Annotated in this window: 14 protein-coding genes; 2 read left to right on the top strand and 12 right to left on the bottom strand. The window is 62.6% G+C overall.

All coding sequences use genetic code 11. The features are described from left to right. Positions 1-229 precede the first annotated feature (229 nt). Positions 230-946: a hypothetical protein gene (locus tag CH278_RS01000; protein ID WP_143536193.1), complete on the bottom strand. Its 717-nt coding sequence runs from the start codon at positions 944-946 to the stop codon at positions 230-232. Between the two features lie 19 nt (positions 947-965). Between CH278_RS01000 and CH278_RS27845 the strand changes: the two genes are divergently transcribed. Both CH278_RS27845 and CH278_RS00990 read left to right on the top strand, forming a co-directional pair. Continuing rightward, entirely contained in the window at positions 966-1,088 is a 123-nt protein-coding gene (locus CH278_RS27845; protein WP_255032396.1) for a hypothetical protein, read from the top strand. 1,181 nt (positions 1,089-2,269) lie between these two features. Continuing rightward, positions 2,270-2,560, top strand: a complete 291-nt coding sequence (locus CH278_RS00990) for a hypothetical protein (RefSeq protein WP_032375883.1) — start codon at positions 2,270-2,272, stop codon at positions 2,558-2,560. Positions 2,561-2,919: 359 nt separating this feature from the next. Here CH278_RS00990 and CH278_RS27305 read toward each other — a convergent pair whose 3' ends face one another. The 11 genes from CH278_RS27305 to CH278_RS00935 form a co-directional block, all read right to left on the bottom strand. After that, the gene (locus CH278_RS27305) at positions 2,920-3,090 is read right to left on the bottom strand and encodes a hypothetical protein (RefSeq protein WP_155289038.1); all 171 of its coding nucleotides are present in this window, start codon (positions 3,088-3,090) and stop codon (positions 2,920-2,922) included. 422 nt (positions 3,091-3,512) lie between these two features. Further along, complete coding sequence (locus tag CH278_RS27175; protein WP_139278548.1) at positions 3,513-3,809, bottom strand: hypothetical protein; 297 nt, start codon at positions 3,807-3,809, stop codon at positions 3,513-3,515. Positions 3,810-4,388: 579 nt separating this feature from the next. Beyond that, complete coding sequence (locus tag CH278_RS00975; RefSeq protein ID WP_015586233.1) at positions 4,389-7,133, bottom strand: FtsW/RodA/SpoVE family cell cycle protein; 2,745 nt, start codon at positions 7,131-7,133, stop codon at positions 4,389-4,391. Further along, the gene (locus CH278_RS00970) at positions 7,130-7,978 is read right to left on the bottom strand and encodes an FHA domain-containing protein (protein ID WP_032392088.1); all 849 of its coding nucleotides are present in this window, start codon (positions 7,976-7,978) and stop codon (positions 7,130-7,132) included. Before CH278_RS00970 ends, CH278_RS00975 begins: the two co-directional genes overlap by 4 nt. 71 nt (positions 7,979-8,049) lie before the next feature. Next, entirely contained in the window at positions 8,050-9,084 is a 1,035-nt protein-coding gene (locus CH278_RS00965) for a PP2C family protein-serine/threonine phosphatase (protein WP_157773226.1), read from the bottom strand. Positions 9,085-9,488: 404 nt separating this feature from the next. Then, positions 9,489-11,903, bottom strand: coding sequence for a DUF4407 domain-containing protein (locus CH278_RS00960; protein WP_015586230.1), 2,415 nt, complete (start codon positions 11,901-11,903; stop codon positions 9,489-9,491). Between the two features lie 79 nt (positions 11,904-11,982). Further along, complete coding sequence (locus tag CH278_RS00955; RefSeq protein WP_157773223.1) at positions 11,983-13,131, bottom strand: DUF4407 domain-containing protein; 1,149 nt, start codon at positions 13,129-13,131, stop codon at positions 11,983-11,985. A gap of 14 nt (positions 13,132-13,145) precedes the next feature. Continuing rightward, the gene (locus tag CH278_RS00950; protein WP_157773221.1) at positions 13,146-13,757 is read right to left on the bottom strand and encodes an NYN domain-containing protein; all 612 of its coding nucleotides are present in this window, start codon (positions 13,755-13,757) and stop codon (positions 13,146-13,148) included. A gap of 142 nt (positions 13,758-13,899) precedes the next feature. Next, positions 13,900-15,294 carry a DNA cytosine methyltransferase gene (locus tag CH278_RS00945; protein ID WP_015586227.1) on the bottom strand — a complete coding sequence of 465 codons (1,395 nt, stop codon included), beginning with the start codon at positions 15,292-15,294 and terminating at the stop codon, positions 13,900-13,902. Further along, entirely contained in the window at positions 15,291-16,244 is a 954-nt protein-coding gene (locus tag CH278_RS00940) for a DUF5131 family protein (RefSeq protein WP_032375880.1), read from the bottom strand. Before CH278_RS00940 ends, CH278_RS00945 begins: the two co-directional genes overlap by 4 nt. Then, positions 16,244-16,432: a hypothetical protein gene (locus tag CH278_RS00935; RefSeq protein WP_139278549.1), complete on the bottom strand. Its 189-nt coding sequence runs from the start codon at positions 16,430-16,432 to the stop codon at positions 16,244-16,246. The genes CH278_RS00940 and CH278_RS00935 overlap by 1 nt, the downstream gene beginning before the upstream one ends. Between the last annotated feature and the right edge of the window lie 14 nt (positions 16,433-16,446).

Genomic DNA, 16,446 nt, shown 5'->3' with positions numbered 1-16,446 from the left:
GGCTCTGGTGGGCGCTGCGCGCCCACCGCCAGAAGCCGGCCGCCAAGGCGGCCTATTGCGGTCTTTCCTTGCCGGGCGCTGCGCGCCAACGGCCAACGGATCACCTATCTTGGTTGTCTTCCAACATCTTTCGCATTTAGTACACCTTCGGACCGCTGCGCGCCCCGACCAAGTAGACCGCTACCGGGAAGTGGGGCACGCTGCGCGTACCCCACTTCCCGTGCGACTACTACTCACCCACAGTGAAATTCACATCGAGATACGAGAAATTGTCTCGTAGATGCTGCCGTACATCGTCGAGATCTACGGCCTCGTCCGCATCTTCTTGGCTACGCGCCGATCGCGTCATTGTTAATGCAACCGTGACATTCACTTCTACATCGAAGTCACGTTCTCGGCCTTCGAGCCCCCACTGTTCGCAGAACCTCTCGAACTCGCTGCACAGACTGTTCTCGTCCGCCCATTCGCACGCGGACTCGCTCAGCCGCCTGACCCACTCGCGATGGTTCGCACGCTCGGTATTGGCGCTCTCGCGTACGGCCTGCAAGGTCCGTTCGACGGCGGCCCGTTCGTGGATCGGCCGCACATACTCACCGAACCACGCGGGAGCGGCCCCAGGTGACACCGTGACCGGTGAGATGTCACGTGTACGCACCAACCCCGTCCAGCTCTTGTAGGTGTGCTCGACGGCCATCAACGGCTCACGCCACACGACAGCAACGCTTGCATGGGTCTCGGTGGCATTGCGCTCGTCCACCGAGAACCATCCCGACGCGGCGATACCGCCGCTTCCATCACTTATCTGCACATAGGCCCCCTCTGCGGGGTATCCCGCAACCAGGGGCTCTGGCAAGGCCTCGAGCACGACGGCCCGGTTCGACCAGTCAGCACCCCCTAGAGACCCGTTGTCGAAGACCACCTCGAGCACGGACGCAACTGGCAACACTGAATCGACGATCGATGTCATGGCAGATTTCAGCCTCTCAATTCGGGTGACGGATGGTCAGTCCGCCGATCAACAGAACGCCTCTGAATCTACCATCGAAACACTTGCACTGGAAGACGTAGGAGTCATCGAAACACGTTGATAAACAAAGCGTTTGGGATCACATCTATCGACAAGACGCAACCCGGCAGCGGCCGCAATTGTCCCCGGCGCACTCGGTGCCGGGGACCGGGTGCGCCCTGTCCGAAGCCAATGCCGGAATAGGATCGCTCAGGTGCCCCGTCCCTTTCCTCTTCTCGACGACTCCGTCTTCACCTCCTCCGGATACAAGCGGAGTACCAAACGGGTGGGACCCGATCTCGAGGACGCCTGCCTCTGCGGATCCCGCCGGCGGACGCGGTCCTGCCATGCGACTGCAGCCGGTCGCTGGATCGTCTCGGAACCGCCACCCCTCCTGAACGATGCTCGCACTGGCTACGCACACCCCGAGTGCTTCGGCCAGGCAGGAGCAGACTGTTCCGACAAGATCAGTAGAGAGCATTGGATCAGTGCCAACATTCACCGGCAGCTGCACATCGACGGAAAAGCACCCATGCTCAGCGGCGCACCGTGGCTGCATGGAGCATCGAAATCGGTAGGCACAAAAGCACTAGCCTCGAAGATCCTCTGTGAGCGCCACAACAATGCATTGTCACCTTTGGATTCCATTGCAGGACAGTTCTTTCAGGCAGTACGGGACATGCAGTTGTCCTTGGCGAGCACGACAGCACCTTTCCTGGGGCCGGCCGACGATCATTTCCTCCTTCTCAGTGGACCACGACTACAACTTTGGCTCCTCAAACTCGTTCTCGGGGGCGTGGCCTCACGCTCCTTCGGTGCGGCCGGCACACCCCTCAAGTCAGTCAGGACACAACCAGGGGTTGCGCTCCATGATATTCTTTGGCGCGGAGCGTTGTTCCCTAATCGATGGGGACTGCACGCTCGAAGGCACCGAGTCGATCCCAAGGGCACGCCAGAATCCATCGGCGTCATCAACCAAACAATTGACGACGAGGTATGCGGTGCAACAGTTCAATTCGGGGCACTCAATCTGAACCTCGGCCTTGGGGTGCCCGAGAACAGCGCGACGGTACAACCTGCTTCATACCGCTTCGATAGACCCTCGACAGACGTCCAGAAATACATTGCGCTTGCCTGGCCAGAGGACGGCCACGAACCCATCAGTTACTCGAACCTTGGATAGCCCACGGCGCGGCCGCTCCGCCACCAACAGCGTTGATAGCTCCCATTTCGACCTCGTATTCGCGATGTATTCTCGCGGGCATGACGCTCACCAGTTCGCTGGACCAGGCCAGTTCTACGATCCACGACGCCGGCCTCCGCATTCAATCTCTGCAGTCCACACTGGACGGCACCAAGCGAGACCTTGCGCAAACGCAGGAAGAACTGGCTCGCCTAGCTCTCGTTCTCGACACCTACGCTGCAGCTACCGAGGCTGGGCAACCTGCTGAAGGGAACCAGCTCAGACTGATCTCAGGAGCACTTGCTGCCGCAGCACAGAGCCTCACTAAGTCGTCCGACGCGCTTCGCGACGACGTGATCGCAGGCATCTAGCTAGCAGGTGACCGCCCCTTGGTCTCGGTCTCTGCGTCTCCGCGACGAGCTCGCCGGGCTTGCCAAGTACCTGATCGAACTGCATCGCTCGACAACCCGGTTTGGAGCTGGTTTGCCGCCAGGCGGGGAAGCCGTCGCTCGACACAGTTACGCAGCCCCGCCCCATAGCCCTGCAAGAGGATTGCCCACCCAGCGTAGTTGATTGAACGACCCTCGACGTCGCGCACGTGACAACAACAGTGACCCGTCGTGAATTGCTGAGCAGAACTCATCGATCCTGTTGAGCACCGACTCGGCCGGGGACGATTGCACTGTGATCCACACCCGGAACCGAAAACTTTCGTATCCATTCCCACGTCTCACGGGATCCGGTAGCGGCCCACAGCAACAACACTATTCGGGTTCACGCTGTTGATGTTCGGGGTCCGATCGAACTGCGCCGCGCTACCGTTGATCTCGTCCTCGAACAGCAACTCGCACGCGCTCGACGAGTCGCGTTGACCGAACGTCCGTACGCGCAGCCGTGGCACGAATATTTGACCTCACTCGGCGACGGAGATCAGGAGTTTCTTGATCTGATAGAGGCGGCGTCCCAGCAGCTCGTAGCCCGGTCCGGACGCGCCGAGGTAGTTGCGAAGGTGTGCTTGGCTGTAATGCTCGCGTCTGGGTGTGTGGTTCGGCCGGCGTTCGACGGCGGAGCGCGGACGACCAATCGTGCAGCCGAGTCGGCCGACGGTCAGGACGACATGGCAGCGTTCCCGGAAACGTGGGCGGCGCGAGACGTCACTCGAAATAACAGGCTGGTGCTTGCAGTGGGATCGCTTCCTGCGAGCGATCCCACCTTGGCGGACGCCCTGATCACTGCGGTCGTACAGCCGTGCCGAGTCAGTGTGTTTCGCCCGCATTCTTGACAGAACACGGCGATACGCCCGGACAGTGATCGGGGATCGCTCTAGTCGAGCGATCCCAGGCGCGAGTCTTGCCGATGATCGTGGAACGACAGCATGTTGTGCGCGACGATCCACTGTAGAAACGAATCCGGGAGAGCGTGAATGGCGTCGGCATCGACGTGGTGCCCGACTTGGGTCAGGGCGTGACGGAAAAGCAGCACCTTCTGACGCTCGCCAGAGAGCCCGGGCCTGCTCGCCGAAGGCTCGAAACGCGGCGGCCACTCCAGAAGATCGCTGAAGTGCCATTCGATTAGATCGAGTGCGGCCAGATACTCCCGATGCGCCTTGGTCCCCGGCACGACCTTTGGGTAGAAGTACTGGTCAGTCGGGTCTTCTCCGGCTGTGAGACCGGTTTCTAATTCGCCCGGAACATAGTTCGGGGACGTCGGTGGCAACCGATGCACCCTGCCCGGATGTACGAGCACCCAGACTGCCTGCTCGTGGGATGTCGTTTGACCGCGTTCCAACGGTCCCGAGCAATCGACTCGGAACGACGTGGGGTCCGTTGTCACGAAAAAATTCTCGTTCATTCTCAGCGCTCTAGCTGTTGCGTGACCCCACCACTGGATATGGCAGCCTCCGCGCTGCTTGGTCCTAACCTGCGTCGCGTCCGCCCTCTCCGTGATCAAAAAACTGTTCCGAGAGAACGCCTTATGTGCATCCGGCACATCTAGTCGTCTGTATCCGTCGGTGACGTTCTTGGTGGGCCTACCGATTTCGAGGCGGTCCCCTTCCTCCAGCTGGATCGCAGGTCCGACCTGTTTCGGCGGGCTGAACCTTACGACGGGGACGCGCCTGTTGTTCGCACCGTCATCTCGGTACTTGACGATGTCCGAGGCCCACACTTCGACCGTGGTGTAATTCGTTGCCGTCATGAACTATTTTCCCTGCGTTCCTTGTGGTTTGCGACACGGGCCGATATCTTCTCGTACTGCGTCGATTGCCGCCACCGCTACCTCGGCTGCGACGGGAGCGGCATCCGCTGCACCGGATCGAGGCGACTGTTCACCGCCCAAGATTCGGACGGCGATGACTATTTCGGGGTTCTCTGCCGGCGCGAGTGCGACTACCCAGCCGTCGTAGGAACCGCGGTCGTCATCCGCGGTGCCGGTCTTCGCGGCGACCGGCATGTCGAGAATCCCGAGCTCGCCTGCGTGTCCGTCCTGCACGACCGCCCGCATACCGTCGAGCACGGGTCCGGTAACCGGGTTGTCGAGAACGAGTGCGGTTGCCGGTGGCGACGTAACGGAGTCGACATCCAGCTGGTCGTCTGTGCATTGCCCTAGCTGCACCCGCGCGCGGGGTAGTGCTCCGTTCGTCGCGAGTCGGCCCACCGCCACGGCCATTTCGTACGGTGATGCGCGGACGTCCTGCTGACCGAATCCCGTGCGCGCAAGCGCATCTGGGTCGTCGCCGACGCCTCCCACGACGATGCCGGGGTGAGTCGGGAAGTCGGCGGAATCGGCGGAGAGCACCGCGGTCATCTGGGTGATCGACTGCAGACCGGTTCGGATGGCGATCTCGGCGAATGCGGTGTTACTGGACTCCGCAAGTGCCTGGGTCAGATCGCCGCCGCCTTCGATGTTGCCGGCGTTGTGGACGATGCCGACCCCGCCCGGGGGTGTGTATTCGTCGCGAACCGGCGTGGTGGTGTTCTGTCCTGCGCTCAGGGCGCTGGCTGCGACGATGGTTTTGAACGTCGATCCCGGTGCGCTTTGCGAATACACCGCCGGGTAGCCGGCGTCATAGGAGTGTTGGTCCGAGCGGTGTGAGTAGAGGCCGAGGATACTGCCGTCCTTGAGGTCCAAGGCTACGACGTCCCCTTCGTATCCGCGGGTTTCGAGACCGTCGCGGGCAGCGGTCTGGACCGCTGAATCGAGGGAGGTGACCATTGTCGGTGATTCGCATGCCTTCTTCACAACAAGGTGTTCCAGCCATGGTCGTAAGCAAGTGCCGGCGCTCATGTTCGTGGCGACGAAGTAGGCGGCGTCGATGTCTCCGTTGAGCTGCGGTATCGACGACTCCAGGGTGCGGGTTTGCACGTCGGCATCGGTGGTCGCGTCACGCATCGTCGATGGGACGAGGAACGGCGTCCCGTCGCGGAAGACAACCGGGCCGGGGTTTCGTGACGCGGCATCCTGGGCTGCGGTTCGTGCGGGAACTTCGGGTACGACGGTTTGCCAGGCAACCAAAGTGATGACGATCAACCACAGTCCGAGGATCGCCCACTTCGTTCGGTCGACGCGTGCGACAACGCGGAGTTCGGGGACGCTTGGAACCGGCCGCCAGCGGTGGGATCCGATGCCGACGATAAGCCCGACGGCGATCCACATACAGGTCAGCGAGCTTCCTCCGTTGGAGAGGAACGGGACGACCATCCCCGTGACAGGCACCTTGTTGATGGTGGCGAGCGTGACGTACAGGGCTTGCACGGACACCATGGCTGCCAGGCCGGTCGAGATCAGGCGTGGCCCTGCGCTGGTGGCACGGATTGCCGACAGCCAGCAGGCGGTGACCAAGGCACCGAATAGGCAACAGATTGCTATGACCACTATCGCTCCCCGTTCCTCTCCGATGCCGGCGAGGACGAAGTCGTTCTCTACGTTGGCGACGTCGAGCGGGGATCCGTTGTTGAAGCCGGTGCCGAGCCAGCCTCCGGTCGCGAACGACCGAAGTGCCGCGCCTGTGTTCTGAAGCTGTCCGTCGGACGTGATGGGGTTCAACATCTGGTCGATGCGGGCGCGGAGCTTTCCCACACCGAAAAAGGTTGCGACGACGAGGACTGTACCGACGGCCGTAAATCCGATCCAGACGCGCGGTGGCGGGCCGCACACGATCAGCATGACTGCTACTGCACCGGTGAGCACGAGTACCGGACCGAGGTCGGATGCGTAGCCACCGAGGGCCGCGGCGAAGGCGACCGGCCAGCAGGCTAGCAACGCGGGCGTAACCCTTCCCGCTCGCAGCGCTGGTCCTGCGGCATACAGCATCGATCCCAATCCGATGATGATCAGGATTCTGGCCAGATCGCCCGTCTGTCCGACGAAGGGCCCGACAGATATCCAACCAGGGGCACCGTTGACTAGTACGCCGATCCCGGGCATGAGGGGAAGCGTCAGTGCGACACAACCTGCGACCGCTACGCCTGTCCCCGTGATCGAGCGAGCGGTGGTGTTCCACGTACTGCCGATCCACGCAGCGACGAGGAACGCGGCCACCCCGACCAAGGCCCACCGCGCCTGGTCGACGCCGCTACCCGGATAGAGCCTCTCCGCCGTCACGGCACCGAGGCACGTGAGGGTCCAGGCGGCGACTGGGATCACGAGGGAGGCGGATGCGCCCACAACGCGCCGAACGAACGCACACAACACGATCGGAACCACCGCTGCCGCCGCGACGTAGAGCAACGAATGCTGCACGGACCAACCCAGCTGGGCTGCTGCAGTCAGCACCAGCGCGGGAGGTCCCCCAAGAGCCGCGAGGTCGCTGGAACTCTGCCCGCCGCTGAAACCGGGTGCGCCGCCACCTGCTGGTCGAGTCGCCACCGCTTCCGTGTGTACCCGCAGGAGGGCGAGAACTGTGAGCGCCAGTACGGACAGCGTCGCGAGCATGTCGGCGATCATCTCGACGCCCCCGAGGCACTTCGTTTCACCAGACGTATCCGGTCGTGCTTTCCCAGTCGGATCACGCACTCGGACGTCGCCGCCCTCGGTTCGCGGGGGGCCACCCGGCTGTTGTCGAGCCAGGTGCCGTTGGTGCTGTCGAGATCTTCGACTTCGACCACCTGAGCGGCGGGATGCCAGCGCAGGGCAGCGTGTGCCCGTGAGACGGTCCGCGAGGAAACGACAATGTCGGATGTGGAGGATGCGCCGACCACGTAGCGCCGACCCTTGCGAAGAGCGACGCGTCGACCGTCGGGCAGATCGGCGAACCACAGCTCGGAGGCGTCACCCGGCGCGACATCGGTGATGTCGTCCTCGCCGCGCGGTCGGCGAGGGACGTCGCCGACTTGGTCGGTCGGAGAGTCGTCGCCGTCGGGATAGCGAAGTACTACCTCGACATCTCGTCGGCCGAGAGCCGGGTTTGCGCGGAGGGAGAACGCAACGCCGGAGTAGTTCCACGATTCTGCTTCAGCACGGGCGGCGAGATCTTCTCCCAGTTCACGGGAGAACTGCACCCAGATCGGCACGACGCGTTCATACATCTCCGGAGCGAGTTCGAGGAGCACGCCTACCGGCATGAACTTCGTTCGAGCGGTGCCGATCGCACCGCTCACGATCTTGTCCAGAACCCGGACACTAACGTTTTCGGGGGTGGGTAGAGGAACCCGAAGACGCTCCTGCACCGTCTTGGAGACGGCGCGAGGAGCGTTCCCCGCGAAAGTGCCCTGTGCGCGTTGGGTCCGAACCACTTTCGCAATGACAGCGGCTGTAGCGACCAGTGCTGCGATGATGATCAGAGCAGTCATGCTTTCCTCCTCGGTCGAGGAAAGCATGACGCGCTACGGCCTTCACGAACAGAACCGATGGATTCTGTAGTTCACGCGCGCTGGATTCGGCCCACGATCACTGTGATGTTGTCGGTCGCACCGGTTTTGGCAATCTCAACGAGGCGTTCTGCGATGTGAATCGTGGAGCGTTGTCGCGCCTCCACCAACGTTGATTCGATGTCATTCTCGTGCAGTGAGCCTTTCCACAGACCGTCCGTGGCGACGAGCACGATGTCGCCTGGTTCTGCCTCGTGGGCCCACACATCGGGCGTGACCGACCGCGCACCACCGATACTGCGTGTGAGCGTGTTGCCGGTCGAATGGTCTGCCGTCAATCTTCTCAGTCGCCGACCTCGCGCAGGAAGAATGTAGACGCGGCTGTCACCGACATGGGCGCCGTACAGATAGCCGGTTTCATCCAAGTGAACGATATCCAGAGTCGTTGCTCTTCCTCGATCCGCGGGGTCGTCGTCCTGGCGCGCGCGGACGTCGGTGTTCGCACGCGTAACCGCCGACGCCAGACTCATGCCGTCTTCCTCGATCGCATCGCGGACTGCCCGCAGCGCAGCGCGAGATGCTTGACCGCCGGCAGACCGCCCGCCGACCCCATCGGCTATACCCAGCAAAGACCCGCTGAGGATCGCCCAGTCCTGATTTTCTTTGCGCGGGCCGGCGTCCGTCGCGCTGTCGGCGTCGAAGAAGAGTGCGCCACCGCCGCCGCCGGGAAACGACAGTATTCGACCTACTGTCGATTCCTCGGTATCGATCCGGTCCGTCGATCGGCCGAACAACCGGTCAAGGGCTCCGCCTCGGGTGCTCGTACTCGTACTGGGCTCGCCACGATCGATTACGCGAGACGCAGGGGGCACACCGATATCGGTCATTTCGCTTTGCACAGAGTCGGTTTCACCGCCGAGTGGAACGTGACGGGTGACGGTCAGGCTGTCCGGGTTGACCGTTGCACGAGGCGCACTGAAATCGTCCGGACTCGCTTGCCGTAGCACCCGGTCGGGACCGAACGGTTGCGGTGCCGGTGTTCGCTCCGGACGGCGTTCATCGTGGAAGTCGAACAGGTTGCGAGACATGTCATTCCGATCGTCGCGGCGGGGGGAGGCGGCCTGTGATTGCGCCACAGGATCGAAGGGATCGTGTTCTGTCTGTTCCTCGCGATCGGTCCATGAAGCACCGGCCTGGGACCCAAGCCCTTGCCCACGTTCGCGGCGATACTTCAGGTCTGAAATGCCAATACCAGCAAACCGCCACACCATCAGTGGGACAACACTTCCCACGAGAAAGACTGCCAGTGCGGCGTTGTCACGGACGAAGTCGATTCTCCCCACACCGAAGACCAGCACAGCGACGAAAACGATCCACAACGCAGCGCAGGCTATCCGGGTACGCAGTGCCTCGCGGATCCCGATCTTCGCGGGCGGAACTGGCGAAGAGTTGGGGACCATCGCACGTGCCTCTCTCAGTGGTAGATGCTTGTTCATCGTATGCCCCTGACCGTCGAGCCGAGGCGTGCCAGAGCGTCCGACATCACGGCTTCGTCACCGCGGTTCTCGAGCAGCGCACCGGGGTCGGACAGGCTCTCACCCTCGGCCAACGTCAGAGCAGTGCGATCAACTCGATCGAGTGGGTTGTTCGATAGCCATCGTTCGACGAGATCAGCAAGCGGCGTAGGCACACCGGGGGTGATGACGTCCAGCCGGGGCGCGTCAGGCCTGGTCTTTTCCAGCCACCGTCGGTACTCGTCCGATCGGCGGTCGACTTTGCCGTTGTCGAGCAGGGGCATGTCGACCCAACGGGACTCGGCGAAGTCACGCGGGTACGCCCCCGAGATGAGCCGATAGACCATTGCGCCCACTGACCACAGGTCGCACAGTGCCGTTTGATGGCCGAGTCCGCGCCCCGGGAGGATCTGTTCGATCGCGGCGTAGTTGTACGTGCCGGTGAAGGTGGAGTCCATGTCGGTGAACCCTGCTTGATCGAATGCGCGGGTCGCTCCGGCGATACCGAAGTCGGTGAGCACAGCGTGAGGTTCTCCATTGATCAAGTCGACAAGGACGTTGGCAGGCTTGATGTCGAGGTGCAGGAAGCCGGCGCGGTGCGTCACGAGCAGAGCTTCCAGCGTCTGGTGGATCAACTCCAGCAGTGGAAGTATCGGCACCTCGTTACCCCATCGGTCCTCCACGTACTTCTTCATATCGCCTAGCGGGTAGTGCCTCATGACGATGAACGGTCTCTCGGAATCGTCGTCTAGCTGCACGTCTTGTCCACTGACTATGTCGACGACATGGTGCCGACCCAACGGAATGAGCCGAGCGAGAACGTCGCGTTCGAGCCCTTTTAACGCTGGCTGCTTGGCCGGCGCAAACGCAGGATCGATTTTCCCGATCTTGGCTACGAAGTATTCCTCCCGAGTCGTTTGGTCTTCGTCCTCACGATCTTTTCTGGTGCACAGCCAGAGGTCGTACCACCGTGTTCGAGCGTCCGGGAGTGGTTCCACGAGCTGGAATTTGTCCCCGTCAGTCGTTCGGAGGACGTATCCGGGTCCGACACCGTTCGTCGGTTCGGAGTCCGGGTCGACGAGTGTCTCCGGCTCATCGAGAACATCGTCACGGGCGTTGGTCGGGGATTGCCAGCGCCCCCGAATGTCGTCGGCTTGTTTCTCGAAGACGTCGGTGAAGAACGCGCGGCGTTGATCGGCCGCGGGCTTCTTCCATCCCCTCTGCTTTTCCAGGAAGTGTGGAACAGCGTGCACAGAGTCGTTGATCTTCTCGGCCAGTTCGTTGTTCGCGTCGATGCTGTCCTTGCGGACCCGCGCGTCATGACCGGTGGTGCCGCCGACGAACTTCGCGGTCAACGGCACCAGATCGATGCTGGCGAGCACGATGAACAACAGGATGCGTACTGCCCAGATAGTGGTTCCGTGTTCTCCGGAGGCAAGTGAGGACAGCGCGACGATCCGACGCAGTAGCCCGTTCTGGCTGGTGTCAGCCTCGCTGGGTACCGGTACAGCGTTGACCTGTTCGCTGACCAGAATCTGTGCTTGGCATGTATCGATGGCCTGCTGTGTCAGGTCAGTGCTCGTCGGTCCTTGGCCGCACGCTTGCAACTGGTCGGCGGTGAAGCCTGATGGTTTGAGTATCACCGTGTAGTCCTGGCGCGCAGCGACTGCTCGCTGAAGCGCTTCGTTCGCTCTCGCGACTGCAGCGGAGGCCTCTTGTCCTTCTGCGCCGAGCCCCGGGATGCCGGTTCCCGTCTCGCAGTCCGGTGCCGGGTTTGATTCGCACTTGAGCACGCGATTCGCGTCCTCGACCTGTTTCGTCGCGGCATCGACCGAGGCCGTGAGACGGTCGACGGCTGTGTTCGGGTACTCGATTTGCTCTTTGTACCTCTGCTCTGCCGATGCCTTGGCATCGAGCCGAGCCTGGTTGTACTCGTTCTGCTGCCGGACTGCTGCAGCATTGTTGTCTCGATCGACCTGCGCTGAGATCTCGTCGTCGAAAAGCGTCAGCTCAACGCCCTCGGCCATCAAGATCGCGATGCCCGCGGCGAGGAGAAAGCGCACGAAGAACAGGCTGAATTTGCTCCGCCACCGCGACGAGGTGAGCGGCCGGGAAACGATCAGGCGGTCGACGTTGAACACGACGATCGTCCACACCACTCCGATGGCAATCACCAGCGCCAGCGGCAGATTCGAGTAGCCAGTGGTAGCGAGCAGCACTGCGGAAATGCCCGAGATGATCGAGGTCACGATCACCGACATCCCCAGGCTGCAGTACCAGTTGAGCTCCGCTTTTTCCTTGATGTGCATCCAGTTGGCACCGCAGCAACCGAGTAGAAAGCGTGCGATGGGGCCGGGTCGAGTGATCGTGTCCGGTCGGGTGGGGGTTGTCATGGCCGTGGCCTTTCCGAATGCTGCTGAACGCCGACGGGATCGGCATCACGATGGTCGCAGGTGTTGAAGTAACTAGAAGTCATCCGCGTCGGCCGCTCTGCACGAGAAACAACAGAGGTAGGAGATCCACGCTGACCAGAACGAAGAACAGCCCGACCACGACGAGCCAGACCGGGCCCGCGTTCTCGGAGTTCCACAGCAAGGAACCGAATGCCTCGAGGTGCGGGAGAAGCCCGTTGCTCGAGCGCGCGGGTGGGTGCTCCGGGGCGAGTTGGTCGACGCTCGATTCGACCAGCAGCATGCCCTGACAGCGGTCGGAATCGTAGGGCGTCAACTCGGTCGTCTGTTTCGAGTATCCGCACGTTGCAAGTTGGACTGCGTCGAAGGGGGCAGGCACCGGAAAGACGGTGTACTCGGCAAGCCGCTGCTGGGCCGAAGTGCGCTCAGTGGTGACAGCATCCAGCTCTTCATTGGCCGCCACCGACCGAGGGCCTATTCCTACTTCGCCTGTGCCGGAAAAACAATCGGGTGAAGACGTCATCTCGCACATCACCATTTGCCAGGCCCCGGCTTCGCGCATTTCAAGACCGGAGACTGCGTCCTGCAGGCTGTCTCGCATCTGCGCAGGCTGCGACAGTTGCTCGGCGTACATCCTCGACGCGACATCACGGTTGGCTTCTCGGCTGCGGTACCACTCGTTCAAGTCGTCTTGTTGATGCATCGCCACGTTCACCGCGACCTGAGAGCGAACCTCTTGCCCGAAGATCGCCATCCCGAACACCCAGGAACCCGTCCCGGCAGTGAGCACGCTCACGGACGCCATGACGGCCACACTGACGAGATGCGATCCGGTTCGTCGCGACCGCGCGAACACGGTGGACGCCACGGTCGCCACCACGAGGCGGCGATACGAAAAGTAGAGGGCGGCAACAACGACGCTGACGATCGATGCCCACACAGGACCCATGTCGGCAAGCCCCGCAATGATCGTCGCGCTCAGCGCGACGATCATTGTCGAGAACAAACCAGCTACTCCGACGCTCTGCAGCAGAGTCCATGTACCAACGGGCGCAGTACGTACGTACGTCGGGCCGGCGCACCACACGAGCGCCTGGGAGAAACGACTCGGCCCGTACTGGCCGCTCAATTCCTCACCCCCTCGCTCGACTCCGCCGCCGACCGACCCGTCCGGATAGACCGTTGGCTCCTCGTCGTCGTAGGACGTCACGCTGCCTTCCCCGCTCATTGCGCTGCCCGATCGGTAGTCCGTAACTGCGGCCGACTATCGGCCATCCGCGCTGCGAACACGGCGACACCCGAGCTGCGCTCGGACGCACGTGGGCCACGCCGCGCTGCGCTCGTCGAATGCGCGTTATGCGCCTCGACAACACGGTCCGATCCACGAAGACAGATCAGATCGTCACAGCTGCAGTACAGTTCGGCGCTCACACCGACGCCGGAGGCAACGACCTGAACGACTCGAACGCCGGCAGCCCGGAGCGCGCGTGCAAGCGGTGCGAAGATGTGGTCCCCGGACGCGATGATCACCTCATCGTGCTGGTGAGCCACCCTGCCCACATCCACCGAATCGAGCAACGCGAGGTCCGCGGCATCCGGCGCGGACGTGACACCGATACGCCGAGCGTTCGCCGGGACGGCGAAGAATGCCGGCGCGGCATGTCGCCAGGCTGCGGCGACCGTAATCTGGTCACGCTCTCCGACACCCACATCGGTGACGTAGTCCGCCCACCAGGCGGAGCATCGGACAGCGGAAACGTCGCCGGACACCATGTTCTCGATGTCGAGCAAGTGCAATCTGGATGGATCGATTCGGCTAGCCCGGTCGTCGCTCATGACTTCTCCGATCTCCGTCAGGACCCGCATATACGGGGTCTGACGATGATCAAACTGGAGGAGAGGCGACGACAACAGAATCGGTGCGTCCCCTTTGCCCGGGAACCATGAATGCAACTACAGAACGACTGTTTGGCCGATGTCAACGGCTCAAGCTCTGCACGCCGACTCCCACGATATCTCGCGAGGTCGGTGGGGTAACCGCGTTTCCGCACATCCGAACATTTCGCTGCTTGGTTCCCCCGCGTAGAACGTACGTCGACGCGAAGCCCATTGCGCCTTTGAGTTCCGGTACGTCGAGCATTCTGAAGGACAGGTCTTCGACAGCGATCGGTCGGCGTGTGGACTTTCGATGGTGAGCGGCAGCGGGCACGACCAAGCCATGGTGGTTACCCGATGCCGTCACGGTGCAGAGAGCGTCGCTGACCGATCGCGCAGTCGAACCTCCACCTCGCAGCTCTGCGATGAACGGGGTGATCACCGCATGATGGCGGCCGCCCGCGGATACGGTCGACAGCGCCTCCGAGGTTCGATGATTCTTCGACTGGCCCCGCAGCACCGACACGAACGGCTCGAACACCGGGGCCCGCCCCTCAGACGGCCGTGATCTTGCCTGCCGATACTCGAACAGCGTGCCCGCGGCTTCTCTCGCGTCCTCGGCATGCGGAGCTGCCCAATACCGGTCGATGCCGGCCTGGATTCGTGCGATCGTTTTCGGCTTCAACGGACGAGTGCGGTCCCCTATCCGCTGGCCGGTCTTGGTCCAGTCGATGATGGTCGAGGCAGGGAGCCAGTCGGGCTCGAGCACGGTGTCCGCACACGCACGTGCGGGGCACCGGTAGGAGTACTGGCTACGGTACTTACCCACAGCCACCCCTGGGTTCTTCCAGGCCTGCAACGCACGCACGGGCCCGCAGCGAGAGCAGGTTGCCGGCGGACGGACCACGGTCTCGAAGTCAGGTGCCCGGTTGCCGGCCTTCCAGAAGCACACATAGAGGCGATCGCGGGACTGCGGCGCTGGTGTCCCAAAAGTCCATGAGTGCATCGAATTCAGGCAGATAAGGCGATGTTCGTAACCGAGGGCGTGCATCGCCGCGATCCATGGCCTGTAGAGAGGCCATGAGTAGATCTCGACGACGTTCTCGACGAAAACCAATTCGTATCGGTGATACTCGGTGAACCGAACGACGTCCCACATCGTCGCCCTCGATCGCTCGGCGGCCTCGGACGGTAGGTCGTCGGACAGTAACGAGATCTGCGCGGCGAGGCGCTTGGCCCCGCGAGCATTCGAGTGCCAGGTGCATTCGGGGCTGAACCATCCGATTGTCGTGCGAGGAAACAGCTTCGGAGTGATCTGAGAGAGGTCCGCGAGGATGTGCTCGGTGTGCTGGTGGTTGTACTGGTGCGTCTCGATTGCCTTGTCCCAGTGGTTCGACGCTGCCGATACCCTCACCCCGGGGATGGCGATCATTCCGGTCGTAGATCCGCCGGCACCGCAGAAGAAGTCCGATGCCGTGATGTCGAGCGATCCTCTCATCGTCCGGCTCCGTCGGGCACGCTGTCCCACACCCGTCGGTCGAGGATCCGGCCGGCGGCCTTACGGCCGACTCGTCGAACTTCGGTGCCGTCGTCGAAGTGGTGGTAGTCGCGGAATCTGGCGATCACCTCCGCTGGTGCCCACTCGCCCCACTGCTTGAACAGAAAGGGCACATCGGCAGCGGTGCACTGGTCCCGGATCTCTCGTACCCATCGCGGATGCATAGGCCGTGCCCCGCGGCCGGACTCACCGCCAACGATCACCCAGTCGAGCGCTGGTTCGCGCTCGCCGCCGCATTTCGAGTCTTCGACCGAACGGAGCCCGTCGCGAGTCAGCGCTCCTCCGATTCTGCTGGGTCGTAGGCGCGTGAAGTCGATCGGTCCGAGGAGCGGTTCGGCAGAGACGAACCGAAGAGCTGCAGGCGTGTCCAGCAGCGCCCATACTCGCAGGTCTGCAGTCTTCTGGTCTTCGGCCGAGACGCCGATCCACAGGTTCGGCAGCGGCCAGCTCTGGTACCAGACATCGGCGGGGCGGAAGGCTGCGACGACGCCAGCGATGGCGTCGTCGACGGCGCGGCGGAAGGCATCGGACTGGAGCAGTGCCCGCATCCGAGCGGGTCTCTTGGTGAGCAATTGAAAGGTGTGCTGGCGGGCGAGCGCGATCACCGCGAACACCCGGGCGATGTAGTCGTCCGGGATTGCTGGATGGAAGAGGTCGCTCATCGAATTCACGAAGATCCGGCGTGGCCGGCTCCATCGCAGCGGCTGGTCGAGCTTGCCGGGGCGCATCTCGACGTCGAATCCGTGCTCGAAGTAGTGCCCCGGTGTGCCGCGGAACCGCTCAGCGAGGGTTTGGGCGTAGCAATGATCGCAGCCCGACGAGACTGCGGTGCAGCCGGTGACCGGGTTCCAGGTTGCGTCGGTCCATTCGATGGCCGTGGCGTCGCCCATCATCGCTCTTCCGGGTCGTGGAGGGCATCGAGGAGCTGGAATCGTAGATCGGCGTCAATCGCGAACGAGATCCCCCTGCTGGGCAATTCGATCGTGTAGCTGTTTCGATCAGGTGCGGTCGTGATGATCCATGGGTTGGGGTGGAGCGGGACAGCGTTTGTGTCGGTGGTGGGGTCGGTTTCGGTCATGGCGTCCTCCGAAC

This window comes from Rhodococcus sp. 05-2254-5, assembly GCF_002258575.1.
Taxonomy (GTDB): Bacteria; Actinomycetota; Actinomycetes; order Mycobacteriales; family Mycobacteriaceae; genus Rhodococcoides; species Rhodococcoides fascians.
The sequence above is the reverse complement of the archived record's forward strand: the minus strand, read 5'-3'. Positions and strand labels throughout refer to the sequence as shown.